Genomic DNA, 25,952 nt, shown 5'->3' on the forward strand with positions numbered 1-25,952 from the left:
ACTAGCCCGGCAGGCGGCTTTTGGGCCGCCCCGGGCCAAGCAGTATCGCCAGTTTGCTCCCGCCTTTTGTGGTTTCCATCCAGATTTTACAGACACTGGTCAGCGGCACCGACAGCAACATGCCCACCGGCCCCAGCAGCCATCCCCATATCAGCAACGACAAGAACACCACCAGCGTCGACATCCCCAGACGATGCCCCATCACGCGTGGCTCCAGAATATTGCCCAGCACCATGTGCACCACCAGGAACAGCGCACCGACCATTAAACATTCGTAATAGCCATTAAACAGCAGTGCCTGAATCATCGGCGGAATGGCAGAAATCACCGAGCCAATGTTGGGAATGTAGTTCAGCAAAAACGCCAGCACGCCCCACATCAGCGCGAATTGCACATCGAGCAGCAACAGGCCGAGCCAGACAATCACGCCGGTCATCACGCTGATAAATGTTTTGAGCGCCAGATAATGGGATACCCCTTTTAACGCACGGTGGAGCCCGGCGATATGTACCTGCGGGTTGACGAGAGCAAACCGCATTTTGTAAGGGACGTGGCGGGCTTCGAAAAGCATGAATACCACGGTCATGATCAGCAGCACGATGCTGGTCATCGCCCCGGATAACTGGGTCATTAAGGCCGTCGCCAGGGTCATCACCTTATCGGAATCCATTCGCTGGAGTAATCTTTCCGGCGAGATGTGCAGATGCAGAAACGGCAGCATCTCCTGTAACTCGATAAACTTACGGGTGAGCTCTTTGTTGTAACTCGGCATCAGGGCAATGAAGTCATTGATCGACGAGGCGAGGACGGCCATCAGCGCCGTAAGGAAGAAGAGCATCACTATCATCACAATGGTGATGGCCAGCGCACGCGAGAATCCCCTTCGCAAAAACCACGTCACCAGCGGGTTAAGCACAATGGCGAAAAAGAGCGCCAGCAGCAACTGGACGATGATATCGGCGGCGGCATGAATACCGGCCAGGATCACCACCAGGGCGGCGAGTTTGAGTAAAATATGCAGGCCCGCTTTATCAGGCTGTGGGGAGGTCATATCGAATTCCTTTTGATCGTTCGCACTTAAGTGTAGTGCGAAGCGGCAGGCTTATTATCTGAAAGTGCGCGGTGCAAAAGCGCGACTTCAATTTCAGCGCATGCAATAATGAAAACATCGTTTTAAAATTCGGATGTTTGTCATGCCAGACACCGCAGATGGGGCACAACTCAGCGGTTTTCGCCTCAATTTACGCATCGTTTCCGTCGTTATTTTCAACTTCGCCAGCTATCTTACCATCGGCCTGCCACTCGCGGTGCTGCCGGGCTATGTCCATGATGTCATGGGGTTTAGCGCCTTCTGGGCGGGTCTGGTTATCAGCCTGCAATACTTCGCCACACTGTTAAGTCGTCCGCATGCCGGGCGCTTTGCCGACCAACTGGGGCCGAAGAAAATCGTGGTGTTTGGTCTGTGCGGCTGTTTTCTTAGCGGCCTGAGTTATTTGCTGGCGGCGATGGGCGGTAGTTGGCCGATGGTAAGCCTGGTGCTGCTGTGCCTGGGACGGGTGATTCTGGGGATTGGCCAGAGCTTTGCCGGGACGGGCTCCACGCTGTGGGGTGTCGGTGTGGTCGGCTCGCTGCATATTGGGCGGGTCATTTCCTGGAACGGCATCGTAACTTACGGAGCGATGGCGATGGGCGCGCCACTCGGCGTGCTCTGTTACCAGTACGGCGGCCTGCACGGTCTGGCGCTGGTGATTATGACGGTTGCTGCGCTGGCAGTGATTTGTGCACTGCCGCGTGCGGAAGTGAAAGCGGCGAAGGGCAAGGTGATGTCGTTTCGCGCGGTGCTCGGGCGCGTCTGGCCCTACGGCATGGCGCTGGCGCTGGCCTCGGCGGGCTTCGGCGTTATCGCGACCTTCATTACGCTGTTTTATGACGCCAAAGGCTGGGACGGCGCAGCCTTCGCGCTCACGCTCTTTAGCTGCGCATTCGTTGGCACGCGCCTGCTGTTCCCCAACGGGATCAACCGTCTGGGCGGGCTGAACGTAGCCATGATCTGTTTTTCGGTTGAGATTATCGGCCTTCTGTTGGTCGGAATCGCTGATACGCCACTGATAGCGAAAATCGGCACCTTCCTGGCGGGAGCAGGCTTCTCGCTGGTCTTCCCGGCGCTGGGTGTGGTGGCAGTGAAGGCCGTACCGCCGCAAAATCAGGGTTCCGCGCTGGCAACCTACACGGTGTTTATGGATTTATCGCTCGGGATTACCGGGCCGCTCGCCGGGCTGATGATGGCGTGGATGGGCGTGTCGACGATTTATCTTGCTGCCGCCGGGCTGGTGGCGATTGCGCTGCTACTGGGATGGCGGCTAAAAAAAAGGCCTCCGGTTGAACAACCGAAGGCCGCGTCATCATCAGACTAATTAGTTGATAACGATAGTGTTAATGATGTTTTCAGCGGCAGTTTGCGCCTGCTGCTGATTGTCTGCCGGCAGGGTAACCTGCATGGTCAGTAGCTTGCCGTCAATTTTGCCGAGGATAACGGAAGAGTATGCAGTCTGGCCTTTGGCAGAAATAATGCTGTCCAGTTGTTGCAGCGTGTGGCCTTTCACCTCGATGGATTTATTGGTCACAACCTGCAGCTGTGGGTCGCGGCTGCGCTGTTGCTCTTCCAGACGTTTCGCCATCACGCCGAGGTCTTCATCGGTGTTGTCGCCCACGATAACGATCACGGCTTTCTGCCCGGTCGCATCAGAGTAAACGTGCATGTTGTTGCTCTGGGTGCCCATCTTCCCGCTCTGGTCGGTCATATCCGCGGGTAATGAGAAGCTCAGCTTGCCATCCAGCAGGTTAATCGGCTGCCCGGAGGCGTTGCTCTCTGCCGCCGCACCCTGTGCCGGAGCTTTGGTATCGCTGTTGTCACAGGCTGCCAGCCCGGCAACCAGCAGGCCAATACCAACGTATTTCACCAATTTGCGCATTGACTTCTTCCTTTCGATAAACGGCCATTAACGGCTCATTCACCCATCTTATCACAACTCGGAAAACGAACCTTTAACCTGGCTGCATTGCTGACAAATCGGATTTGTCTGCCAGGCGTTTCATCAGCATATTCAGCAGCACGCCGTACATCGGCAGGAAGAAAATGATGCTGATCAGCACTTTAAAGCAGTAATCGACCAGCGCGATTTCCACCCAGTGCTGTGCCATAAACGGGTCAGTGCTGCGCCAGAAGGCGATGAAGAAGAAGGCCAGCGTGTCGCTGATATTGCCGAACAGCGTCGAGGCCGTCGGCGCGAGCCACCAGTGTCGGCTTTGACGCAGGCGGTTAAAGACATGCACGTCGAGGATTTGCCCCAGTGCATAGGCCATAAAGCTGGCGGCGGCGATACGAGCGACAAAAAGGTTGAAACTCGCCAGTGCGCCAAACCCCTGCCACTCACCCATATAGAAAAGTGATGAGATAGCGTAGGAGACCATCAGTGCGGGGAGCATGACTGCGAAAACGATGCGTCGAGCCAGCGGCGCGCCAAAAATGCGCACGGTGAGGTCAGTCGCAAGGAAAATAAACGGAAAGCTGAACGCGCCCCAGGTGGTGTGGAAGCCAAAAACAGAAACCGGCAGCTGCACCAGATAGTTACTGGATATGATAACCAGCAAATGGAATAGCGATAGCCAAACCAGCGCGTGCTTGCGCTGTACGGATGTAAAGGGAGTCATATTGTACCTTTTTAGTGATTGGGGTGAGGGAACCCAATAAAACTGTTCGTATTCTTATCGTTACCTGCGCGATAAGGGAGCGAATGATACTGCTTCCGCGCATCATTGCAATGGTTGTTTTTCACGCAATCGTTAACCTGACTTGCGTCACAGAAATCACGGCGTAAACTAAGCCCGATTTTTCTACGGTGAGACCACAATGACCGATCTGTTCGCCAGCCCAAACCATACTTTAGATGCCCTTGGCCTTCGTTGCCCGGAGCCGGTGATGATGGTGCGCAAAACCGTGCGCACGATGCCCGTGGGCGAAACGCTGCTGATTATTGCCGACGACCCGGCAACCACCCGCGATATTCCCGGCTTCTGTACGTTCATGGAACATGAACTGATTGCTAAAGAGACCGACACCCTGCCGTATCGCTACCTGCTGCGTAAAAGCCACTAGTTTTGTCAGGGCAGATTCTGTGATCTGCCCTGAAATATCGTTATCACATCGTTAAAATCGCGTTTCGAAATTGTTTCTTTTGTGAGTTATCTCACCGCCCACCTCGCGCTTCCCGTCTAGTTTTTAAGCGGAAAACTAAAACAACGTTTTATCTCTTACCGCAACAATACCGCTGGAGCCGACCGATGAAGATGACTGTTAAGCCATTCGTGGCCGCTTTGTGCCTTTCCTCCGCTGCCTTCCTGTTTACCTCTTACGCCTCGGCGCAGGTGATCAAGGCCGCAGACGTTCACCCTGAGGGCTACCCGAACGTGGTGGCGGTGCAGCATATGGGGGAGAAACTCAAACAGCAAACCGGTGACAAGCTGGAGATTAAAGTCTTTCCCGGCGGCGTGCTGGGCGATGAGAAGCAGATGATCGAGCAGGCGCAGATGGGGGCGATCGACATGATCCGCGTATCGATGGCCCCGGTCGCGGCGATTTTGCCGGATATCGAAGTCTTCACGCTGCCCTACGTTTTTCGCGATGAAGATCATATGCATAAGGTGATTGACGGCGAGATCGGTAAGCAGATTGGCGACAAGCTCACTAACAATCCGAAATCGCGGCTGGTCTTCCTCGGCTGGATGGATTCCGGTACGCGTAATCTCATCACTAAAGAGCCGGTGCTGAAGGCGGAAGATCTCAAGGGGATGAAAATTCGCGTGCAGGGCAGCCCGGTTGCGCTGGCGACACTCAAAGATATGGGCGCGAACTCGGTGGCGATGGGCGTGAGCGAGGTTTACAGCGGCCTGCAAACGGGCGTGATTGACGGCGCGGAGAATAACCCGCCGACGTTTATTGCCCATAACTATCTGCCCGTCGCCAAAAACTACACCCTGAGCGGCCACTTTATTACCCCGGAAATGCTGCTCTACTCGAAAGTGAAGTGGGACAAACTGAGCCCGGACGATCAGCAAAAAATCATCACCCTGGCCCATGAAGCGCAGCTGGAGCAGCGTGAACTGTGGAAAGCCTACAACGACCAGGCGCTGGCGAAGATGAAAGCGGGCGGCGTGCAGTTCCACGAAATCGACAAAACCTTCTTTGTTCAGGCCACGGAACCGGTGCGAAAAGCCTATGGCGAAAAGCATCAGGATCTGATGAAAGCCATTGCTGATGTCCAGTAGCGGAGGCGTTATGTCAGAGCATTTTTCGCGCGCAATGGACCGGCTCTATATGCTGGCGATGTGGGTCGCCGGGTTGTCACTGCTGCTGATGACGATAGTCATTCCGGTGGGGATTTTTTCTCGCTATGTGCTTAACCGGGGCGAATCCTGGCCGGAGCCGATTGCCATTATCTGCATGGTGACCTTCACCTTTATCGGCGCGGCGGTGGGCTATCGGGCCGGGTCGCATATCGCGGTCAATATGCTCACCGACCGCTTGCCCGCAGCGCTGCAAAAAGCGGCGGCGCGGCTGGTGGACTTACTGATGCTGTTGGTGACCGTCCTGATGTTCTGGTACAGCTTCTGGCTCTGCGTCGAGTTGTGGGAGCAGCCCGTTGCGGAATTCCCGGTGATGACCTCCGGCGAGAGCTATCTGCCGCTGCCGGTGGGTTCCGCTGTGCTGATTCTGTTCGTGATTGAGCGCCTGCTGTTCGGTTCGCAGGAACACCGCCCGGTGGTGCTCATCGGTAACCACGGTTAATGAGGTGAAAGATGGATGCGTTTATTTTGCTTTTCACCCTCGCCATTCTGTTGGCCGTGGGGATGCCCGTCGCGTTCGCGGTGGGCTTAAGTGCCGTTGCCGGCGCGCTGTGGATTGACCTGCCGCTGGAGGCGCTGATGATTCAGATAACCAGCGGGGTGAACAAGTTTACCCTGCTGGCGATCCCGTTCTTTATTCTGGCGGGGGCGATCATGGCCGAGGGGGGCATCGCCCGGCGGCTGGTCAATTTCGCCTATCTGTTCGTAGGCTTTATTCGCGGTGGGCTATCGCTGGTGAACATTGTCGCCTCGACCTTTTTCGGCGCGATTTCCGGTTCATCGGTGGCGGATACGGCGTCTATCGGCAGCGTGATGATCCCGGAGATGGAAAAAAAAGGTTACCCGCGCGAATACGCGGCGGCGGTGACGGCGAGCGGTTCAGTGCAGGCGATTTTGATCCCGCCCAGCCATAACTCGGTGATTTACTCGCTGGCAGCGGGTGGCACGGTTTCTATTGCGTCGTTGTTTATTGCGGGCGTGCTACCAGGCCTATTGCTGGGGTTGTGCCTGATGATCCTGTGTCTCGGTTTTGCCCATAAGCGCGGTTATCCGAAAGGGGAGCGCATCCCGTTTAAGCAGGCGGTGAAGATTTTTGTCGATGCGCTGTGGGGGCTGATGACGGTGGTCATTATTCTCGGCGGTATTCTCTCGGGGATTTTTACCGCCACCGAATCGGCGGCGGTCGCCTGCTTGTGGGCGTTCTTCGTGACCATGTTTATCTACCGTGATTATAAGTGGAGCGAGCTGCCGAAGCTGATGTGCCGGACGGTGAAAACGGTCAGTATCGTGATGATTTTGATTGGTTTTGCCGCCGCATTTGGCGCGGTGATGACCTATATGCAGCTTCCGGTGCGCATCACCGGGTTCTTTACGTCGCTGTCTGATAACAAGTACGTCATTTTGATGTATCTGAACATTATGCTGTTACTGATTGGTACGCTGATGGATATGGCGCCGATTATCCTGATCCTGACGCCGGTGCTGTTACCGGTGACCAATGCGCTGGGCATCGACCCGGTACATTTTGGCATGATCATGATGGTGAATCTGGGAATTGGCCTGATTACCCCGCCGGTGGGCTCGGTGTTGTTTGTCGCCAGCGCGGTGAGTAAGCAGAAAATTGAGAGCGTGGTGAAAGCAATGTTGCCGTTTTACGGCATGTTGTTGATGGTGCTGGCGCTGGTGACCTACGTTCCGGCGATATCGTTATGGTTGCCGGGGGTATTGGGGATGTGAGTTTTGTGCGCGTTGTTGCCGGATGCGCTTCGCTTATCCGGCCTACAAATGTATTGGCACGCCGCAATCTTACCGTAGGCCGGATAAGGCGCAGCCGCATCCGGCTAACCCCGGCACCGCATTCATTGACGCTGCATGTTTTCGTAGGCCGGAGAAGGCGCAGCCGCATCCGGCAAACCTCCTCACCGCAGCTTCATCCGCAACAACCGCAGCGCGTTCAGCGTGACCAGCACCGTTGCCCCGGTATCCGCCAGTACCGCCAGCCACAGCCCGGTAAGACCGAGCAGAGTGGTGACGAGGAAAATGCCTTTCAACCCTAACGCGATGGCAATGTTCTGCCGCACATTGGCGTGCGTAGCGCGCGCCAGACGCAGCATTTGCGCCAGCCCGGTTAAGCGGTTGTGCGTCAGGGCGGCATCGGCGGTTTCCAGCGCCACATCACTGCCGCTACCCATCGCAATCCCAATAGTAGACGCCTTCATGGCTGGCGCGTCGTTAATACCATCGCCGACCATCGCCAGCGGCGCTTTCGCATTTAACGCTGTGACCTCGGTGACTTTATCCGCCGGCAGCAGCCCGGCGCGGAAATCGAGCCCCAGTTCGCCCGCGATAGCCGCTGCCGCACGCGGGTTATCGCCAGTCAGAATAATGCCCTGAATGCCCAGTGTGTGCAGGGTGTCGATGGCTTCGCGCGCGTCATCACGCAGCGTATCGCGCAGTGCCAGTATGCCCAGCAGAGCCTCTCCACGGGTCACCAGTACCACCGTGTTACCGGCTTTTTCCAGTTCTTCGATCGGCATCTGATGGGCATCCGCCGCGAATTTACCCGCCGCGCAAATCAGAATGCGTTGCCCATTAACGTCCGCCTCGATACCTGAACCCGCCAGCGTGCGCTGGTTGTCGGCTGCGGGCAACGTTAGCTGGCGCTGTTGCGCCTCGCGAACAATGGCCTGCGCCAGCGGGTGCGTTGAGCCTTGCTCTACGGCGGCGGCCAGCGCCAGTAGACTGTTTTCGTCGAGCTCCGCCACAGCGACAACGGATGTCACTTGCGGCTTGCCGACGGTCAGGGTGCCGGTTTTATCGAACGCCACCTGCTGCACGCGGCCTAGTTGTTCCAGCGCCGCGCCGCCTTTAATCAGTGCGCCATAGCGTGCGGCGGTTGCCAGGCCGGAGGTTATCGCCGCCGGCGTTGAAATTACCAGCGCGCACGGGCAGCCAATCAGCAGTAACGTCAGACCTTTGTAGATCCACTCCAGCCACGGCGCGGAAAATGCCAGCGGCGGCACCAGCGCAACCAGCAGCGCCACGACCATAATCGCCGGGGTATAGATGCGGCTGAAACGGTCAATAAAGCGCTCAATCGGCGCACGGCGCTCTTCCGCTTCTTCAATTAAACGCAGAATGCGGTCGATAGCGCTGTCGCCAGGCTGTGAGGTGACGGTGATTTGCACCAGGCGGTCGACGCTGGTGGCCCCGGCGCTGACGCGCTCGCCCGCACTGTGTTCCACCGGAATAGATTCACCGGTTAAGGCGCTTTCATCAAAGCTGGCAAAGGGTGAGATCAGTGTACCGTCGGCAGGTAAGCGCCCGCCCGCCGCCACTTCAATCACATCGCCTGGGCGTAAATCCTGCTGCGCGACGGTTTCACGCCGATCGCCACGTACGCGCACGGCGGTGTCGGGCTTTAGCGCCATCAGCGCGCTCACGCCCTGACGTGCGCGGGTTGCCGCCCAGCCTTCGAGTCGCTCGCCGATTAAAAACAGCAGTAATACCATCGCCGCTTCCGCCGTTGCGCCAATGAACAGCGCGCCAATCGCCGCGACGCTCATCAGCGTTTCGATGGCAAACCAGCTACCGCTTTTGATCAGGCGTAATGCCTGACGCGCCACCGGATAGAGGCCGACCAGCGTCGTCGCGATAAACGCGGCATTGCCGAGCGGATGGTTGAAATGCTCCAGCCCCCAGCTGATCGCCATCAGCAGCGTTAGCAAAATGAGCGGTAGATTCTCGCGCAGACGGGAAGGGGCTTCTTCCGCTTTAGGCGTGTTTGCATTGCGCAGGGTGTACCCGGCGGCAGTGACCGCGCGTTCGACCTGGTCGCGAATGTCGTCGTCGGCATCAACCAGCAGCTTTTCGGTGGCGAACAGGACTTTAACCTGTTTAACGCCGGGGATCTGATTTACCGCTGTTTCGACTTTGCGGGCGCAAGCGGCGCAGTCCATGCCGTCGACAAGCCAGCTATAGCGGGCATCAGCCAGGCTGTCGGCAACGGTCGGCGCGCACTCGCCGTCGCAGCAGCAGTCGTCCGTTTTGGCAGGCGCAGGGGTAAACTTCAGTGAGGAAAACTGCGGCGCTTTGGCGGGCTTCGTCTCTGGAGTCGACATGGTATCCTCCGGTTAATGATCGTTGTTTCATTAAACGCAGCATACACTCTGGAGTCGACTCCAGAGTCAAGAGCCATTTTACATATAGAGGGCGCGGACGATTAAAAAGTGCCCGGCGAAGTAGCAGGCCGACGAAATGGCGTTATCGGCGCGGAAGCGATAGCGATAGTGGCTAACCAGCCAGACGATATTCCCCAGCAACAGCAGTGCAGCCCCCACGAAGCCCGAAAGCGCGGGGCTGGTCGGGCGCAGGAACCACAGTTCACCCGCCAGCCAGACCATCACCAGCGTCATGGCGATAAAGGTGGCGATCGGAATGCGCAGCTCCTCCAGTTTGCTCCAGATAACCGCCAGCAGCAGCGCGCCAATCACCAGCAGTACCAGCGGTAGCGGCCAGAAAATGCTGAGCGTCATTTGGCTGGCAAACCAAATGGTATAAAGCAGATGCGACAGGAAGAATGCGCCGATGGCATAGAGCAGGCGCTGGCGTGGCAGCAGTGTGAGCGCGTCACCGATCAGTGAGGCGCAAAGCCCCGCGACGACCAGATAGCCAACCGCCTCAAACATCGGGGCTTGCCAGGCGAGAAACAGAAGAAGAATGAGCGTAACCGGTTTAAACACCCAGCGCTGCCAGGCCGGGCCACGGTAAGATGCATCGACATAAAGCCATGCGGATAAGCAGACAGCAATAAACGACCAAAGCATATTAAGTCCCTGTTATCATTAATTAGGTATTACACGCGTAGTCTTGGTCTTCAGTGTAGTGTTCATGAGCGCCTAATGACAATCGCCTTACATGCCGTAACGCCCGAATTCCGTAAATTCCTATGAGATGTGATGATGAGTAAGATGCCGTTATTTTTTGTCGTCGTGGTCGCAATTATTGTGATTGCCGCATCGTTTCGCTATGTACAGCAGCGGCGGGAAAAGCAGGAAAACGAGGCTGCACCACTGATGCAAAAGCGCGTTACGGTCAGCAATAAGCGGGAAAAAGTGCTTAACGATCGCCGCTCGCGTCAGCAAACGGAAATCCCGGCGGGCAGTTCAATGCGCTATGACGTGAGCTTTAAGCCGGAGCAGGGCGGGCTGGAGATGCATTTTCGCCTCGACGACGCGCAGTATCATGCGCTGACGGTGGGCGACAAAGGCGTGCTGAGCTACAAAGGTTCGCGGTTTGTGGCGTTTGAGGCGGATAAGGAAGTGCAGTGATGCATGTTGCCGGATAAGCGTCACCGCCATCCGGCAAAAACCGCACATTACTTCTTCTTCGGCGTGATTTTTTTCTGCCACACCAGCAACTCGAAAACGCCAAACAGGAAGATGCGCACCTTCTCTGCTTTGGTCATCTGCGGGCCATCTTTCGGGATGGTGGACTGCAACAACGCCATTTGCATACCATGCATCAGCACCATAAATACCAGCGCGACGTTGACGAAAATATTCAGCGGGCGCGGAAACGGCTGGAAAAGATTGAGCACTAAAAACGCCCACACGCACAGCATCAGTAACCGACCCAGATTAATCAGCATCTTTTTCCCCTTGTGCTTCACGATGGTACAGGCGATAAGCCACCTGACCGGCGACTTTTTCACGGTGCAGGTCCCAGCTTACCGGTACCGCGGGCAGGCCATTTTCCACTTCGCTTTCAACATAGATAAGCGCATCGTCAGCCAGCCAGCCGTTATTTTCCAGCAGGGCGAGCGTTTCAGCGAGCAGCCCTTTACGGAACGGCGGATCGACAAAAACGATATCATGCGGCGTGCCCGGCTGGTTGAGGAATGAGAGCGTGTTCGTATTCACGACCTTGCCCTGATTCGCCTTCAGCGTGGCGAGATTTTTCTGCAACTGCTGGGCGACCTGTTTGTCCATTTCCAGCAGTGTTGCGCCCGCGGCATAACGCGAGAGCGCTTCCAGCCCGAGTGCGCCGCTTCCGGCGAAGCAGTCCAGACACCGGGCATCGACCATTGACGGCGCGAGCCAGTTAAACAGGGTTTCACGCACGCGATCGGTGGTGGGGCGCAGGCCGGGGCTGTCCGGAACCGGTAATTTTCGGCCACGCCACTGGCCGCCGATAATTCGGATCTGGCCGCTGCCCGCAGAGGTTGGTTTCTTCATTTTCTTGCTCAGGTCGCTCTTTTGGCCTGCTATTCTAACGATCTGCTTACTTCGGCGAAACCTTAATCCGCAGGCGGTGATGCGCGCCGCGTTAAGTGGTAGACTAACCGACTAATTTCATCATTATTTTAGCTTTCGCCCCTGTTATGGCGAAACAGCGCCATAAATAAACCGCGAGGAGTTAAGTCGCAAATGGCAAAAGAGAAGAAACGTGGCTTTTTTTCCTGGCTGGGCTTTGGGCAAAAAGAACAGCAGCAGGACGTTGAATCTGAACAAAAAATCGAAGAACAGGCAGCGGTAGAAACGCAGCCTGCGCAGGACGATGCGGCGGTTGTCGAGGCGTCTGGTGAACACACTCAGCAGGAGAGCGAAGCGTTCGCCGCTGAGGTGGTTGAGGTGACCGAAGAGGTTGTGGAAAGCGAAAAGCCGCAGCCCGTTGAGGTGATTGAACCTGAAGTCACGCCAGAAGCGGTAATTGAACACGAAGAGCTGCCGCTGCCGGAAGAGATCGCGGAAGAGATCGCTGAACCTGAAGTACAGCCGGAAGCAGTTCTCATTGAAGAGGTGATTGAGCCTGTTCAGGAGGCCGAACCGGTTATTGAAGAGGTTGTGGTTGTTGAGCCGGCGGAAGAACCTGTCGTTGAAGCGCCTGTTGCTGAAGAACCTGCCGTAGAAGCGGCGGCGGCTGAAGAGCCTGCTGCCGTAGAGCCAGTTGTCGAAGACGAGCCGGTGATGAGCGATGAAGAGCTCGAAACACAGGCACTGGCCGCGGCGGATGCCGCCGAAAACGCTATCGACGACGAAACCGTTGAAGAGCCGCAGGAACAGCCTGAGCAGCAGGAGCAAGAAAAGCCGACCAAAGAAGGTTTCTTCGCGCGACTGAAGCGCAGCCTGCTGAAAACAAAAGAAAATCTTGGTTCCGGATTTATCAGCCTGTTCCGTGGCAAGAAAATCGACGATGATCTGTTTGAAGAGCTGGAAGAACAGCTCCTGATTGCCGACGTCGGCGTGGAAACCACCCGTAAAATTATCAGCAGCCTGACCGAAAGCGCCAGCCGCAAACAGCTTCGCGATGCCGAAGCTCTGTATGGCCTGCTGAAAGATGAAATGGGCGATATTCTCGCAAAAGTGGATGAACCGCTTAATATTGAAGGCAAAACCCCGTTCGTCATTCTGATGGTTGGCGTCAACGGCGTGGGTAAAACCACCACTATAGGTAAGCTGGCGCGTCAGTTCGAGCAGCAGGGCAAATCGGTGATGCTGGCGGCGGGTGATACCTTCCGCGCGGCGGCGGTGGAGCAGCTCCAGGTGTGGGGCCAGCGTAACAATATTCCGGTGGTCGCGCAGCACACGGGCGCAGACTCCGCATCGGTGATTTTCGATGCTATTCAGGCGGCGAAGGCGCGTAATATTGACGTCCTCATCGCTGATACCGCAGGGCGTTTGCAGAACAAATCGCACCTGATGGAAGAGCTGAAGAAAATCGTCCGCGTCATGAAAAAACTCGACGTTGAAGCGCCGCATGAAGTGATGCTGACCATTGACGCCAGCACCGGTCAGAACGCGATTAGCCAGGCCAAACTGTTCCATGAAGCCGTTGGCCTGACGGGAATTACGCTCACCAAACTGGACGGTACGGCGAAGGGTGGGGTTATCTTCTCTGTGGCTGACCAGTTCGGTATTCCGATTCGCTATATCGGCGTCGGCGAACGTATCGAGGACTTGCGTCCGTTTAAAGCGGGCGATTTTATTGAGGCACTTTTTGCCCGAGAGGACTAACAATGATTCGCTTTGAACACGTCAGCAAAGCCTATCTCGGCGGGAGACAAGCGTTGCAGGGAGTGACCTTCCATATGCAACCAGGCGAGATGGCATTCCTGACCGGCCATTCCGGCGCAGGGAAAAGTACCCTGCTGAAGCTTATCTGTGGGATTGAACGGCCCAGCGCCGGGAAAATCTACTTCAGCGGGCATGATATCAGCCGCCTGAAAAACCGTGAGGTGCCGTTCCTGCGTCGCCAGATCGGCATGATTTTCCAGGATCACCATTTGCTGATGGACCGCACCGTGTTTGATAACGTGGCGATCCCGCTGATTATTGCCGGGGCAAGCTATGATGATATCCGCCGTCGCGTCTCGGCGGCACTGGATAAAGTCGGGCTGCTCGACAAAGCGAAAAACTTCCCGATTCAACTTTCCGGCGGTGAGCAGCAGCGCGTGGGTATCGCCCGTGCGGTGGTGAACAAGCCTGCCGTACTGCTGGCGGATGAACCAACGGGTAACCTGGATAACGCGCTGTCGGAAGGCATTTTGCGTCTGTTCGAAGAGTTTAACCGCGTTGGCGTCACGGTTCTGATGGCGACCCACGACCTGGGGCTCATCTCCAGCCGCGCTTACCGCATGCTGACGCTGAGCGACGGCCATTTGCATGGAGGCCACACGGGTGAATAAACGCGAAGCAATGAATCACATCCGCCAGTTTGGCGGCCGACTGGATCGTATTCGTCAATCGGTGGGGAAAGGAGGCGGTGGACGTAATGCGCCAAAACGCCCTAAAGCCGCACCGAAACCCGCTAACCGCAAAACCAATGTGTTCAACGAGCAGGTGCGTTATGCCTGGCAGGGCGCATTACAGGATCTGAAAAGTAAGCCGTTCGCCACGTTCCTGACGGTGATGGTGATCGCCATCTCCCTGACTCTACCGAGCGTGTGTTACATGGTTTACAAGAACGTGAATACGGCGGCGTCACAATATTATCCGTCACCGCAGATTACGGTCTATCTGCAAAAAACGTTGGATGACGACGCGGCGGCGCGCGTGGTGGCGCAGCTTCAGGCGGAGCAGGGCGTTGAGAAGGTCAATTACCTTTCCCGCGAAGAAGCGCTGGGCGAATTCCGCAACTGGTCAGGCTTCGGCGGGGCGCTGGATATGCTGGAAGAGAACCCGTTGCCTGCGGTAGCGGTGGTTATCCCTAAACTCGATTTTCAGGGCACTGACTCGCTCAATACCCTGCGTGACCGTGTGGCGCAGGTTGATGGCGTAGACGAAGTGCGCATGGATGATAGCTGGTTTGCGCGCCTGGCGTCGCTGACCGGGCTGGTGGGCCGCGTATCGGCCATGATCGGCGTGCTGATGGTGGCGGCAGTATTCCTCGTCATCGGTAACAGCGTGCGTCTGAGCATCTTTGCCCGTCGCGATACCATCAACGTGCAGAAACTGATTGGCGCAACGGATGGTTTCATCCTGCGTCCGTTCCTTTATGGTGGCGCGCTGCTCGGTTTTTCCGGTGCATTTCTTTCACTGATTCTGTCAGAAATTTTGGTGATGCGGCTCTCTTCTGCGGTGACGGATGTGGCGCGCGTTTTCGGAACTCAGTTTGAACTCAGTGGCTTATCGTTCGATGAGTGCCTGTTGCTGCTGCTGGTTTGCTCGATGATCGGCTGGATTGCGGCATGGCTTGCCACCGCACAACATTTACGTCGATTTACTCCCGAGTAATAAAGTTCTGTTATACTCTTCCCCTGCTACGAGTTCCCGTTAGCAGGGGATACGTTCCACTCTTACCTTTCCCCTGCCCTCGCTTATCGAGTGTCACATTTTGTGCGTAATCTATTCACAGTGTTGCATTGAACTTGTGGATAAAATCACTGTCTGATAAAAGAGTGAATGATAATCTCGTTGCTCAAAAGCTCTGGCACGGTTGTTGCTCAACGGCCAGACGATATTGATTGAGAGGATTGAATGACCAAAGAAATGCAAAATTTAGCTTTAGCCCCTGTTGGTAACCTGGAGTCGTACATCCGGGCTGCGAACGCATGGCCGATGTTGACGGCTGATGAAGAGCGGGCGCTCGCTGAAAAGCTGCATTACCAGGGCGATCTGGAAGCAGCTAAAACGCTGATCCTGTCTCACCTGCGCTTTGTTGTTCATATCGCTCGTAACTACTCGGGCTATGGCCTGCCGCAGGCGGACTTAATTCAGGAAGGTAATATCGGCCTGATGAAAGCCGTTCGTCGCTTCAACCCTGAAGTGGGCGTGCGTCTGGTCTCTTTCGCCGTACACTGGATCAAAGCGGAAATTCATGAATACGTGCTGCGTAACTGGCGTATCGTGAAAGTCGCCACGACCAAAGCACAGCGTAAGCTGTTCTTTAACCTGCGTAAAACCAAGCAGCGTCTGGGCTGGTTTAACCAGGATGAAGTCGAGATGGTCGCGCGCGAACTGGGCGTATCCAGCAAAGATGTCCGTGAAATGGAATCCCGTATGGCGGCGCAGGACATGACCTTTGACATGTCTTCCGACGACGAGTCCGACAGCCAACCGATGGCACCAGTGCTTTACCTTCAGGATAAAACGTCTAACTTTGCCGACGGCATTGAAGACGATAACTGGGAAGAGCAGGCGGCCAACAAGCTGACTGACGCGATGATGGGTCTGGACGAACGTAGCCAGGACATTATCCGCGCACGCTGGCTGGACGAAGACAACAAGTCGACGCTGCAGGAACTGGCCGATCGTTACGGCGTTTCCGCTGAACGTGTGCGTCAGCTGGAAAAGAACGCGATGAAAAAACTGCGCGCCGCGATTGAAGCGTAACCGCGCAACGCGTTAAGCAGTACCTGATAACCCCTGGATGCAAGTCCGGGGGTTTTTGTTTTTTTATCGTGCACATTCTCAGGTAGGCCGGATAAGCGAAGCGCCATCCGGCAATCGCTTTCGGCGCAGAGAATGTCATAAATCTGTTACATCCCTTCCAAATTTCTCGTTTCAAAATCCGAAAAATGGGGTATGTTTTTAGCAGACTATGCTGCTATGACACCGCATGCATCGGTTATCACTACTATCATATGCTTATCTTATAGATAAAAGCAGAATAACGTGTCGAACAACAACATCACAACAAATACAATCACCATAACAATGGGGAACCTCAGGATGAACATGAAGGGTAAAGCGTTACTGGCAGGATGTATTGCGCTGGCGTTCAGTAACATGGCTTTCGCAGAGAATATTAAAGTCGCGGTCGTGGGCGCGATGTCTGGCCCGGTTGCGCAGTACGGCGACCAGGAGTTTACCGGTGCTGAGCAGGCGGTTGCGGATATCAACGCCAAAGGCGGCATCAAGGGGAATAAGCTGCAAATCGTAAAATATGATGATGCCTGTGACCCGAAACAAGCGGTCGCGGTCGCGAACAAAGTGGTTAACGATGGCATCAAATATGTTATCGGCCACCTTTGCTCCTCTTCGACCCAGCCCGCTTCTGATATCTATGAAGATGAAGGCATTCTGATGATCACGCCGGCGGCAACCGCCCCGGAGCTGACCTCCCGCGGTTACCACCTGCTGCTGCGCACCACTGGCCTGGACTCTGATCAGGGCCCAACTGCGGCGAAATACATTCTCGATAAAGTGAAGCCGCAGCGTATTGCTATCGTGCACGATAAGCAGCAGTACGGTGAAGGTCTGGCGCGTGCCGTTCAGGACAACCTGAAGAAAGGCAACGCTAACGTGGTCTTCTTTGACGGTATTACCGCTGGTGAGAAAGACTTCTCAACGCTGGTAGCGCGCCTGAAGAAGGAGAATATCGACTTCGTTTACTTTGGCGGCTATCACCCGGAGATGGGGCAGATCCTGCGTCAGTCTCGCGCGGCGGGTCTGAAAACTCAGTTTATGGGGCCAGAAGGCGTGGCGAACGTTTCACTGTCTAACATCGCAGGCGATTCTGCGGAAGGTCTGTTAGTGACCAAGCCGAAGAACTACGATCAGGTTCCGGCGAACAAACCGATTGTGGATGCGATTAAAGCGAAGAAACAGGATCCGAGCGGCGCGTTCGTGTGGACAACCTATGCTGCGCTGCAATCGCTGCAGGCGGGCCTGAATCAGTCTGAAGACCCGGCGGAAATCGCAAAATACCTGAAAGCGAACTCCGTAGAAACCGTGATGGGGCCGCTGTCATGGGATGAAAAGGGCGATCTGAAAGGCTTTGAGTTTGGTGTGTTTGACTGGCATGCCAACGGTACGGCGACTGACGCCAAATAAGGTTCTTACTTGAATAGTGAGCCTCGGTTTTGAACCGGGGCTTTTTTTTGCTGGTTTTTACGACAACTATTGCCAGCGTTGTTAACTGGCGTATAGTTACTTGTACGGTATTCTGCCGTACAAATTGAAGTTGAAAACCAAGAGGCTGTTATGCCAGCACTAAAAAAACAGCGAATCGATCTCCGATTGAGTGATGACGATAAAACGATGATTGAGGAAGCCGCAGCGATCACCAACCAGTCCATTACTCAGTTTATGCTGAACAGCGCCTCGGAAAGAGCTGCGGCTGTTATTGAGGAGCATCGACGTATTGTATTGAATGAAGACTCCTGGAAACGCGTGATGGATGCGCTTGATAACCCTCCGGAGCCAAATGAAAAACTGAAACGCGCGGCGAGACGTCTTCTGGACATGGAGTAAAGCGTGCAAGACCTGATTATTGAGATTCTCCAGGATGACGTGGAGTATGACTGGCGTCAGTTTGATTGCGGCGAAGCGTCGTTGAATCTCTTTTTAAAAGAGCATCTTCGCCGCCAGCATGACGGAAAAGTTTTACGTGGTTACGTGCTCAGAAGGGGTAATGTGGTGTTGGGTTATTACACCTTGTCCGGAAGCTGTTTTGAGCGCATAGCGCTGCCTTCCAAATCAGGGCAAAAGAAAATACCTTATCGCAATATCCCAAGTGTTACGTTGGGTCGACTGGCGGTGGATAAATCGCTTCAGGGAGAAGGATGGGGTTCGCTGCTGGTGACACATGCCATGAAAGTGGTGCATCAGGCCTCACAGGCCGTGGGTATTTATGGCCTATTTGTAGAAGCGCTGAATGATAAAGCCCATGCTTTTTATCTTTCGCTGGGCTTTATCCCGCTGGTTCGCGAGAATCGTCGGGCGCTGTTTTATCCTACCCAATCAATTGAAAAACTGTTTACCGCTTCTCCCACCCATCCGCCTGTGCCGTAAAGCCCAGCGCCTGCATAAACGCCGCCATTGCGCCGCGGTCTTCCACGCCGATATCCGCCATCCACCAGCTGGATGCCTGCGCGTTATCCGCAAGCGTTTCTTCCAGCAGATATTGCCCCACGCCGCGACGGCGGGTGATTTCGCGCACGCGGAGTGAGTCGAGCGTCGCCTGGGTACCTTCGAGCGTGACGCGCACGGCACCGAGCAGACGCTCGTTAAAGCGAGCCGCATAAATACGGTGGTTATCATCAAGGGTGAGCGTGCTGATGTCGTACTCCGGCCATATTTTTGCCAGATCGAGACGATCCTGGTCGCTGAAGTGCTGTAAGCGGATGATGGTCAGTTTCATTCGAAAAAATCCTGCCAAAACGGGTAACTGAGTGTACCTAATTTTCCTCTCAGGGCGATTCTGTTTTTTATCCATTCATTAGCTGATTAATTTTTTTAGCCAGATAAAGGCAGTTTTATTCAATATGGATTGAGAAATAGGCAGTGTTTTACCCTAAAAAGTAGTGATTTATTCCGCCTTATGTACCGTTATTTTATGCTGAATTCAGGACTTTTTTTGTTTATCTCGACAGAAATACAGAATATTATCTCTGCTTAATAGACTGAAAAATAGAGATTTTAGTCTGGTATTAGCCAAAAAACCGCGCTAAACCATTAAAGAGACTGGTAAAAATAGCGTTGTTTAAAAAAAGAACAAGTGCGTTTTAACCATAAAACTACAAAATAAATAAATCACGTCACGAGTGGGGATTCATAAAAATGAGACCGAATGCGAAAACAGCGATCGCAGGGTTGCTCGCACTGGCCATGTCGCATGTTGCGATGGCAGAGGATATTAAAGTGGCCGTGGTCGGCGCGATGTCTGGCCCGGTGGCCCAGTGGGGCGACATGGAGTTCAACGGCGCGCGTCAGGCCATTAAAGACATCAACGCCAAAGGCGGTATTAAAGGCAACAAACTGGTTGGCGTAGAGTATGACGACGCGTGCGATCCAAAACAGGCCGTCGCTGTGGCTAACAAAATCGTCAACGACGGCATTCAGTACGTTATCGGTCACCTCTGCTCTTCTTCCACTCAGCCCGCTTCCGACATCTATGAAGATGAAGGTATTCTGATGATCACGCCGGGCGCTACCAACCCGGAGCTGACGCAGCGCGGCTATCAGCACATCATGCGTACCGCCGGTCTCGACTCTTCTCAGGGCCCGACCGCCGCGAAATATATTCTGGAGAAAGTGAAACCGCAGCGTATCGCTATCATCCACGACAAGCAGCAGTACGGTGAAGGCCTGGCGCGTTCTGTGCAGGATGGCCTGAAAGCGGGTAAAGCCAATATCGTCTTCTTCGACGGGATTACCGCCGGTGAGAAAGATTTCTCGGCGCTGATCGCGCGCCTGAAAAAAGAGAATATCGATTTCGTTTACTTCGGCGGCTACTACCCGGAAATGGGGCAGATGCTGCGCCAGGCGCGTTCCGTCGGCCTGAAAACCCAGTTTATGGGGCCGGAAGGTGTGGGTAACGCATCACTCTCTAACATCGCGGGCGATGCCGGGGAAGGCATGCTGGTCACGATGCCGAAACGCTATGACCAGGAACCGGCCAACAAAGCGATTGTGGATGCACTGAAGGCGCAGAAGAAAGATCCGAGCGGCCCGTATGTGTGGATCACCTACGCGGCGGTGCAGTCTCTGGCAACCGCAATGGAGCGTACCGGCAGCGAAGAGCCGCTGGCGCTGGTAAAAGATTTGAAAGCAAACGGTGCGAACACCGTGATTGGGCCGCTGAAATGGGATGAAAAAGGCGATCTGAAGGGATTTGAGTTTGGTGTCTTCCAGTGGCACGCCGACGGCTCATCAACCCCGGCGAAGTAACTGTCATCCCACCCTCCGGGCGCAACACCCGGAGGGGTTGAAAAAGGTCATTCTATGTCAGAGCAGTTTCTCTATTTCATGCAGCAGATGTTTAACGGCGTTACGCTGGGAAGCACCTATGCACTGATCGCCATCGGTTACACCATGGTTTACGGCATTATCGGCATGATTAACTTCGCCCACGGCGAGGTGTACATGATCGGTAGCTATGTCTCCTTTATGATCATCGCTGCCCTGATGATGATGGGTATTGATACCAGCTGGCTGCTGGTTGCCGCTGGGTTTATTGGCGCGATTATTATCGCCAGCGCCTACGGCTGGAGTATTGAGCGGGTGGCGTATCGCCCGGTGCGTAACTCCAAGCGCCTGATCGCGCTGATCTCCGCGATTGGGATGTCCATCTTCCTGCAAAACTACGTCAGCCTGACAGAAGGCTCGCGCGATGTCGCGCTGCCTAGCCTGTTCAATGGCCAGTGGGTTGTTGGCAGTAGCGAAAGCTTCTCGGCCAGCATCACTACCATGCAGCTGGTTATCTGGATTGTGACCTTTATTTCTATGCTGGCGCTGACGCTGTTTATCCGCTATTCCCGCATGGGCCGTGCCTGCCGCGCCTGTTCGGAAGATCTGAAAATGGCTAGTTTGCTCGGTATCAACACCGACCGCGTGATTGCACTCACCTTCGTGATTGGTGCGGCAATGGCGGCGGTTGCGGGCGTGCTGCTCGGCCAGTTCTACGGTGTGATTAACCCGTACATCGGCTTTATGGCCGGGATGAAAGCCTTCACCGCGGCGGTGCTGGGTGGTATCGGCAGCATTCCTGGGGCGATGATTGGCGGGCTGATCCTCGGTATCGCCGAGGCGCTCTCTTCTGCTTATTTGAGTACGGAATACAAAGATGTGGTGTCGTTCGCCCTGCTGATTCTGGTGCTGCTGGTGATGCCGACCGGTATTCTGGGTCGCCCGGAGGTAGAGAAAGTATGAAACCGATGCATTTCGCAATGGCGCTGCTCTCTGCCGTCATGTTCTTTATTCTGGCGGGCGTCTTTATGGGCGTTCAGTTACAGCTGGATGGCACCAAACTGGTGGTGGGCTCGGCGGCGGATATTCGCTGGCAGTGGGTATACATCGGCACGGCGGTGGTCTTCTTCTTCCAGTTGCTACGTCCTGTTTTCCAGAGCACCCTGAAAAACGTCTCCGGGCCGAAGTTTGTTCTGCCAGCGATTGATGGCTCCACCGTTAAACAGAAACTGTTCCTCGTGGCGCTGCTGGTGATTGCCGTGGCATGGCCGTTTATGGTGTCGCGCGGTACGGTCGATATCGCCACCCTGACCATGATTTATATCATTCTCGGTCTCGGACTGAACGTGGTTGTTGGCCTCTCTGGCCTGCTGGTGCTGGGCTATGGCGGTTTTTATGCCATCGGTGCGTACACCTTTGCGCTGCTGAACCACTATTACGGCCTCGGTTTCTGGACGTGTTTACCGCTGGCGGGGCTGGTTTCTGCGGCGGCGGGCTTCCTGCTCGGTTTCCCGGTACTGCGCCTGCGCGGCGACTATCTGGCGATTGTCACCTTAGGTTTTGGGGAAATCGTCCGTATTCTGCTGCTCAACAATACCGAAGTAACCGGCGGCCCGAACGGGATCAGCCAAATCCCTAAACCGACCTTCTTCGGCCTGGAGTTCAGCCGTACCGCGCGTGAAGGTGGCTGGGATACCTTCAGCAACTTCTTTGGCGTCAAGTATGACCCGTCCGACCGCGTGATCTGGCTCTATCTGGTGGCGCTGCTGCTGGTGGTGCTCTCGCTGTTCGTGATTAACCGTCTGCTGCGCATGCCGCTGGGCCGCGCGTGGGAAGCGCTGCGTGAAGATGAAATCGCCTGCCGCTCGCTGGGCCTGAGCCCAACGCGCATCAAGCTGACGGCTTTCACTATCAGCGCCGCGTTCGCTGGTTTTGCCGGTACGCTGTTTGCCGCACGTCAGGGGTTCGTCAGCCCGGAATCGTTCACTTTTGCCGAATCCGCTTTTGTGCTGGCGATTGTGGTACTGGGCGGGATGGGCTCGCAGTTTGCCGTTATTCTTGCGGCTATCCTGCTGGTGGTTTCGCGCGAACTGATGCGTGACTTTAACGAATACAGCATGTTAATGCTGGGTGGTTTGATGGTGCTGATGATGATCTGGCGTCCGCAGGGCTTGCTGCCGATGACCCGTGTACAGATGAAGTTGAAAAACGGGAAAGCGAAAGGAGAGCAGGCATGAGTCAGCCATTATTATCCGTGAGCGGCCTGATGATGCGTTTTGGCGGCCTGCTGGCGGTCAATAACGTCAATCTGGAGCTGCATCCGCAGGAGATTGTCTCCCTGATTGGCCCGAACGGCGCGGGGAAAACCACGGTCTTTAACTGCCTGACCGGTTTCTACAAACCGACGGGCGGCACCATCATGCTGCGCGACCAGCACCTGGAAGGGCTGCCCGGCCAGCAAATCGCCCGTATGGGCGTGGTGCGTACCTTCCAGCACGTGCGTCTGTTCCGTGAAATGACGGTGATTGAAAACCTGCTGGTGGCACAGCATCAACAACTGAAAACCGGCGTTTTTTCCGGCCTGCTGAAAACCCCGTCATTCCGCCGCGCCCAGAGCGAAGCGCTCGATCGCGCCGCGACCTGGCTTGAGCGTATTGGCCTGCTGGAACACGCTAACCGTCAGGCGAGCAATCTTGCGTACGGTGACCAGCGTCGTCTGGAGATCGCTCGCTGCATGGTCACGCAGCCGGAAATTTTGATGCTTGATGAGCCTGCTGCGGGCCTCAACCCAAAAGAAACCAAAGAGCTGGACGAGCTGATTGCCGAACTGCGTAACGCGCACAACACCACCATTCTGTTGATTGAGCATGATATGAAGCTGGTGATGGGCATTTCCGATCGCATTTATGTTGTGAATCAGGGCACACCGCTGGCGAACGGTACGCCGGAGCAAATTCGTAACAACCCGGACGTCATCCGCGCATATCTTGGTGAGGCATAAAATGGAAAAAGTCATGTTGTCTTTTGACAAGGTTAATGCCCACTACGGCAAGATCCAGGCGCTACATGAGGTGAGTCTGCATATCAACCAGGGCGAAATCGTCACCCTGATTGGTGCCAACGGCGCGGGGAAAACCACGCTGCTCGGCACGCTGTGCGGCGATCCGCGCGCCACCAGCGGGCGTATTGTCTTTGATGATAAAGACATTACCGACTGGCAGACGGCGAAAATCATGCACGAAGCGGTAGCGATTGTCCCGGAAGGGCGGCGTGTCTTCTCGCGTATGACGGTAGAAGAGAACCTGGCGATGGGCGGCTTCTTTGCCGAACGCGATCAGTTCCATGAGCGTATTAAGTGGGTGTACGACCTCTTCCCGCGTCTGCATGAGCGCCGTATTCAACGTGCGGGTACCATGTCCGGCGGTGAGCAACAGATGCTGGCGATAGGTCGTGCGCTGATGAGCAACCCGCGCCTGTTGCTGCTGGATGAGCCTTCGCTCGGCCTGGCGCCGATCATCATTCAGCAGATCTTCGACACCATCGAACAACTGCGCGAGCAGGGGATGACCATCTTCCTCGTCGAGCAGAACGCCAACCAGGCACTGAAGCTCGCTGACCGCGGCTACGTGCTCGAAAACGGCCATGTGGTGCTCGAAGATACTGGCGACGCGCTGCTGGCGAACGAAGCAGTGAGAAGCGCGTATTTGGGCGGTTAACGCACATGCCCGATGGCGCTGCGCTTACCGGGCCTACAATTTCAATACTCATCAGGCCGGGTAAGGCGACGTCGCCACCCGGCTTTATTGTGCCTGAATCGTACCTATACGTGCCCCACCTCCCATTTTCCTGTCACCGCAGCGTCATCGTCTTGCCATCCCCCTGACGCCTGACTATCTTTTTTTTGTAATAAAAACGTTATTTTTCTGTAATTCGAGCATGTCATGTTACCCCCGCGAGCATAAAACGCGTGAAATCGCGCATTCGAAACAACAAGAGAGATAATCAATGAAACTGTTACGACATACAGCCTCAGGATTGGCGCTCAGTCTGGTATTTGTTGGCCAGGCACTGGCAGTGACTAATATTCCGTTCTGGCATTCGATGGAAGGGGAGTTGGGTAAAGAAGTTGATTCTCTGGCGCAGCGTTTTAATGCCGCCAACCCGGATTACAAAATTGTGCCTATCTACAAGGGCAACTACGAACAGAACCTGAGCGCGGGGATTGCCGCGTTCCGTACCGGAAATGCCCCGGCGATTTTGCAGGTGTATGAAGTCGGCACCGCCACGATGATGGCGTCGAAAGCCATTAAACCGGTGTATGAGGTGTTTAAAGACGCCGGAATTAACTTTGATGAGTCGCAGTTTGTGCCGACGATTTCCGGTTATTACTCTGATGCGAAAACCGGGCATCTCCTTTCTCAGCCGTTTAACAGCTCCACGCCTGTTCTCTACTACAACAAAGACGCCTTCAAAAAAGCCGGACTTGACCCAGAACAACCGCCGAAAACCTGGCAGGACTTAGCGGCCTATACCGAAAAACTGAAAGCGGCGGGGATGAAGTGTGGCTACGCCAGCGGCTGGCAGGGGTGGATCCAACTGGAAAACTTCAGCGCCTGGAACGGCCTGCCGTTTGCCAGCAAAAACAACGGTTTTGACGGCACTGATGCGGTACTGGAATTCAACAAACCGGAACAGGTGAAACACATCGCGCTGTTGCAGGAGATGAACAAGAAGGGTGATTTCAGCTACGTAGGTCGTAAAGATGAATCGACCGAGAAGTTCTATAACGGTGATTGCGCGATGACCACCGCCTCTTCCGGCTCGCTGGCGAACATCCGTCAGTACGCCAAATTCAATTACGGTGTGGGCATGATGCCATACGATGCAGACGCCAAAGGCGCGCCGCAGAACGCCATTATCGGCGGAGCAAGCTTGTGGGTGATGCAGGGTAAAGATAAAGAAACCTACACCGGCGTGGCGAAATTCCTCGAATTCCTGGCGAAGCCGGAAAACGCCGCCGAGTGGCATCAGAAAACCGGTTATCTGCCGATCACCACTGCGGCGTATGACCTGACCCGCGAGCAGGGTTACTACGACAAGAACCCGGGGGCCGACACCGCGACGCGCCAGATGCTGAACAAGCCGCCGCTGCCGTTCACCAAGGGGCTGCGTCTGGGCAACATGCCGCAGATCCGCGTCATTGTCGATGAAGAGCTGGAAAGCGTGTGGACCGGTAAGAAAACGCCTCAGCAGGCGCTGGACTCTGCCGTCGAGCGTGGAAATCAGCTGCTGCGCCGTTTTGAGAAATCGACGAAGTCTTAACCCGTACTTTACCTCTCACCCCAACCCTCTCCCTCAGGGAGAGGGAACAGATCGGCGCGAATACTCACCCTCTCCCACAGGGAGAGGGCCGGGGTG

General features: G+C 55.3%; 27 protein-coding genes. 19 read left to right on the forward strand and 8 right to left on the reverse strand.

All coding sequences use genetic code 11. The annotated features are described in order from the left end of the window. Position 1: 1 nt before the first annotated feature. Positions 2-1,051: an AI-2E family transporter gene (locus ACOXYR_RS22815; protein WP_108476783.1), complete on the reverse strand. Its 1,050-nt coding sequence runs from the start codon at positions 1,049-1,051 to the stop codon at positions 2-4. Positions 1,052-1,193: 142 nt separating this feature from the next. Between ACOXYR_RS22815 and ACOXYR_RS22820 the strand changes: the two genes are divergently transcribed. Continuing rightward, the gene (locus ACOXYR_RS22820; protein WP_421356438.1) at positions 1,194-2,414 is read left to right on the forward strand and encodes an MFS transporter; all 1,221 of its coding nucleotides are present in this window, start codon (positions 1,194-1,196) and stop codon (positions 2,412-2,414) included. Here ACOXYR_RS22820 and ACOXYR_RS22825 read toward each other — a convergent pair whose 3' ends face one another. Both ACOXYR_RS22825 and ACOXYR_RS22830 read right to left on the reverse strand, forming a co-directional pair. After that, positions 2,415-2,972, reverse strand: coding sequence for a DcrB family lipoprotein (locus ACOXYR_RS22825; protein WP_015962611.1), 558 nt, complete (start codon positions 2,970-2,972; stop codon positions 2,415-2,417). 73 nt (positions 2,973-3,045) lie between these two features. Beyond that, on the reverse strand, positions 3,046-3,711 hold the full coding sequence (locus ACOXYR_RS22830; RefSeq protein WP_189624045.1) for a 7-cyano-7-deazaguanine/7-aminomethyl-7-deazaguanine transporter: 666 nt from the start codon (positions 3,709-3,711) through the stop codon (positions 3,046-3,048). A 199-nt stretch (positions 3,712-3,910) separates the two neighbouring features. Here ACOXYR_RS22830 and tusA point away from each other — a divergent pair, with 199 nt between their 5' ends. From tusA to ACOXYR_RS22850, 4 genes are all read left to right on the forward strand, one after another. Next, positions 3,911-4,156 carry a sulfurtransferase TusA gene (tusA, locus tag ACOXYR_RS22835; RefSeq protein WP_015962613.1) on the forward strand — a complete coding sequence of 82 codons (246 nt, stop codon included), beginning with the start codon at positions 3,911-3,913 and terminating at the stop codon, positions 4,154-4,156. A 185-nt stretch (positions 4,157-4,341) separates the two neighbouring features. Continuing rightward, positions 4,342-5,325, forward strand: coding sequence for a TRAP transporter substrate-binding protein (locus ACOXYR_RS22840; RefSeq protein WP_108476785.1), 984 nt, complete (start codon positions 4,342-4,344; stop codon positions 5,323-5,325). A gap of 10 nt (positions 5,326-5,335) precedes the next feature. Then, positions 5,336-5,845: a TRAP transporter small permease gene (locus ACOXYR_RS22845; RefSeq protein ID WP_015962615.1), complete on the forward strand. Its 510-nt coding sequence runs from the start codon at positions 5,336-5,338 to the stop codon at positions 5,843-5,845. Between the two features lie 11 nt (positions 5,846-5,856). Beyond that, the gene (locus ACOXYR_RS22850) at positions 5,857-7,140 is read left to right on the forward strand and encodes a TRAP transporter large permease (RefSeq protein ID WP_108476786.1); all 1,284 of its coding nucleotides are present in this window, start codon (positions 5,857-5,859) and stop codon (positions 7,138-7,140) included. A gap of 182 nt (positions 7,141-7,322) precedes the next feature. Here the strand turns inward: ACOXYR_RS22850 and zntA are convergent, their stop codons facing one another. Together zntA and ACOXYR_RS22860 are read right to left on the reverse strand one after the other, a co-directional pair. Then, positions 7,323-9,524, reverse strand: a complete 2,202-nt coding sequence (gene zntA, locus ACOXYR_RS22855; RefSeq protein ID WP_421356423.1) for a Zn(II)/Cd(II)/Pb(II) translocating P-type ATPase ZntA — start codon at positions 9,522-9,524, stop codon at positions 7,323-7,325. A 78-nt stretch (positions 9,525-9,602) separates the two neighbouring features. After that, complete coding sequence (locus ACOXYR_RS22860) at positions 9,603-10,229, reverse strand: lysoplasmalogenase (RefSeq protein WP_108476788.1); 627 nt, start codon at positions 10,227-10,229, stop codon at positions 9,603-9,605. A 144-nt stretch (positions 10,230-10,373) separates the two neighbouring features. Here ACOXYR_RS22860 and ACOXYR_RS22865 point away from each other — a divergent pair, with 144 nt between their 5' ends. Next, entirely contained in the window at positions 10,374-10,733 is a 360-nt protein-coding gene (locus ACOXYR_RS22865) for a DUF2500 domain-containing protein (protein WP_167405901.1), read from the forward strand. 47 nt (positions 10,734-10,780) lie between these two features. On the opposite strand, the gene ACOXYR_RS22870 is transcribed toward ACOXYR_RS22865, so the two are convergent. After that, the gene (locus tag ACOXYR_RS22870; protein WP_108476790.1) at positions 10,781-11,053 is read right to left on the reverse strand and encodes a DUF1145 family protein; all 273 of its coding nucleotides are present in this window, start codon (positions 11,051-11,053) and stop codon (positions 10,781-10,783) included. Continuing rightward, positions 11,043-11,639 (reverse strand): 16S rRNA (guanine(966)-N(2))-methyltransferase, encoded by a 597-nt coding sequence (gene rsmD / locus ACOXYR_RS22875; RefSeq protein WP_421356422.1) that lies wholly within the window; start codon positions 11,637-11,639, stop codon positions 11,043-11,045. The genes ACOXYR_RS22870 and rsmD overlap by 11 nt, the downstream gene beginning before the upstream one ends. 192 nt (positions 11,640-11,831) lie before the next feature. Here rsmD and ftsY point away from each other — a divergent pair, with 192 nt between their 5' ends. The 7 genes from ftsY to ACOXYR_RS22910 all read left to right on the forward strand — a co-directional run bounded on the left by ftsY (position 11,832) and on the right by ACOXYR_RS22910 (position 18,638). Then, entirely contained in the window at positions 11,832-13,418 is a 1,587-nt protein-coding gene (gene ftsY, locus ACOXYR_RS22880; RefSeq protein WP_421356421.1) for a signal recognition particle-docking protein FtsY, read from the forward strand. 2 nt (positions 13,419-13,420) lie between these two features. Next, positions 13,421-14,089, forward strand: a complete 669-nt coding sequence (ftsE, locus tag ACOXYR_RS22885) for a cell division ATP-binding protein FtsE (RefSeq protein WP_015962623.1) — start codon at positions 13,421-13,423, stop codon at positions 14,087-14,089. Next, entirely contained in the window at positions 14,082-15,137 is a 1,056-nt protein-coding gene (ftsX, locus tag ACOXYR_RS22890) for a permease-like cell division protein FtsX (RefSeq protein ID WP_108476793.1), read from the forward strand. The genes ftsE and ftsX overlap by 8 nt, the downstream gene beginning before the upstream one ends. Positions 15,138-15,380: 243 nt before the next feature. Beyond that, a complete protein-coding gene (gene rpoH / locus ACOXYR_RS22895; protein ID WP_015962625.1) occupies positions 15,381-16,235 on the forward strand; it encodes an RNA polymerase sigma factor RpoH in 855 nt (284 codons plus the stop codon). A 339-nt stretch (positions 16,236-16,574) separates the two neighbouring features. Then, entirely contained in the window at positions 16,575-17,678 is a 1,104-nt protein-coding gene (gene livJ, locus ACOXYR_RS22900; protein WP_041686153.1) for a branched chain amino acid ABC transporter substrate-binding protein LivJ, read from the forward strand. A 150-nt stretch (positions 17,679-17,828) separates the two neighbouring features. Continuing rightward, on the forward strand, positions 17,829-18,098 hold the full coding sequence (locus ACOXYR_RS22905; RefSeq protein ID WP_113858401.1) for a type II toxin-antitoxin system TacA family antitoxin: 270 nt from the start codon (positions 17,829-17,831) through the stop codon (positions 18,096-18,098). Between the two features lie 3 nt (positions 18,099-18,101). Beyond that, complete coding sequence (locus ACOXYR_RS22910) at positions 18,102-18,638, forward strand: GNAT family N-acetyltransferase (RefSeq protein WP_421356420.1); 537 nt, start codon at positions 18,102-18,104, stop codon at positions 18,636-18,638. Here the strand turns inward: ACOXYR_RS22910 and panM are convergent. Next, positions 18,604-18,987: an aspartate 1-decarboxylase autocleavage activator PanM gene (gene panM, locus ACOXYR_RS22915; RefSeq protein WP_113858403.1), complete on the reverse strand. Its 384-nt coding sequence runs from the start codon at positions 18,985-18,987 to the stop codon at positions 18,604-18,606. The two genes, ACOXYR_RS22910 and panM, sit on opposite strands and share 35 nt — an antisense overlap. Positions 18,988-19,406: 419 nt before the next feature. Between panM and livK the strand changes: the two genes are divergently transcribed. The 6 genes from livK (at position 19,407) to ugpB (ending at position 25,856) form a co-directional block, all read left to right on the forward strand. Beyond that, the gene (livK, locus tag ACOXYR_RS22920; protein WP_421356419.1) at positions 19,407-20,516 is read left to right on the forward strand and encodes a high-affinity branched-chain amino acid ABC transporter substrate-binding protein LivK; all 1,110 of its coding nucleotides are present in this window, start codon (positions 19,407-19,409) and stop codon (positions 20,514-20,516) included. A gap of 54 nt (positions 20,517-20,570) precedes the next feature. Further along, positions 20,571-21,497, forward strand: coding sequence for a high-affinity branched-chain amino acid ABC transporter permease LivH (gene livH, locus ACOXYR_RS22925; protein WP_113858404.1), 927 nt, complete (start codon positions 20,571-20,573; stop codon positions 21,495-21,497). Next, positions 21,494-22,771, forward strand: coding sequence for a high-affinity branched-chain amino acid ABC transporter permease LivM (locus tag ACOXYR_RS22930; RefSeq protein ID WP_113858405.1), 1,278 nt, complete (start codon positions 21,494-21,496; stop codon positions 22,769-22,771). The genes livH and ACOXYR_RS22930 overlap by 4 nt, the downstream gene beginning before the upstream one ends. Beyond that, positions 22,768-23,535 (forward strand): high-affinity branched-chain amino acid ABC transporter ATP-binding protein LivG, encoded by a 768-nt coding sequence (gene livG, locus ACOXYR_RS22935; RefSeq protein WP_015962634.1) that lies wholly within the window; start codon positions 22,768-22,770, stop codon positions 23,533-23,535. Before ACOXYR_RS22930 ends, livG begins: the two co-directional genes overlap by 4 nt. Before the next feature lies 1 nt (position 23,536). After that, on the forward strand, positions 23,537-24,250 hold the full coding sequence (gene livF, locus ACOXYR_RS22940; protein ID WP_421356418.1) for a high-affinity branched-chain amino acid ABC transporter ATP-binding protein LivF: 714 nt from the start codon (positions 23,537-23,539) through the stop codon (positions 24,248-24,250). 289 nt (positions 24,251-24,539) lie between these two features. Continuing rightward, positions 24,540-25,856, forward strand: a complete 1,317-nt coding sequence (ugpB, locus tag ACOXYR_RS22945; RefSeq protein ID WP_113858407.1) for a sn-glycerol-3-phosphate ABC transporter substrate-binding protein UgpB — start codon at positions 24,540-24,542, stop codon at positions 25,854-25,856. Positions 25,857-25,952 lie beyond the last annotated feature (96 nt).

It is taken from the genome of Pseudocitrobacter faecalis (assembly GCF_965231525.1).
Classification (GTDB): Bacteria; Pseudomonadota; Gammaproteobacteria; order Enterobacterales; family Enterobacteriaceae; genus Pseudocitrobacter; species Pseudocitrobacter faecalis.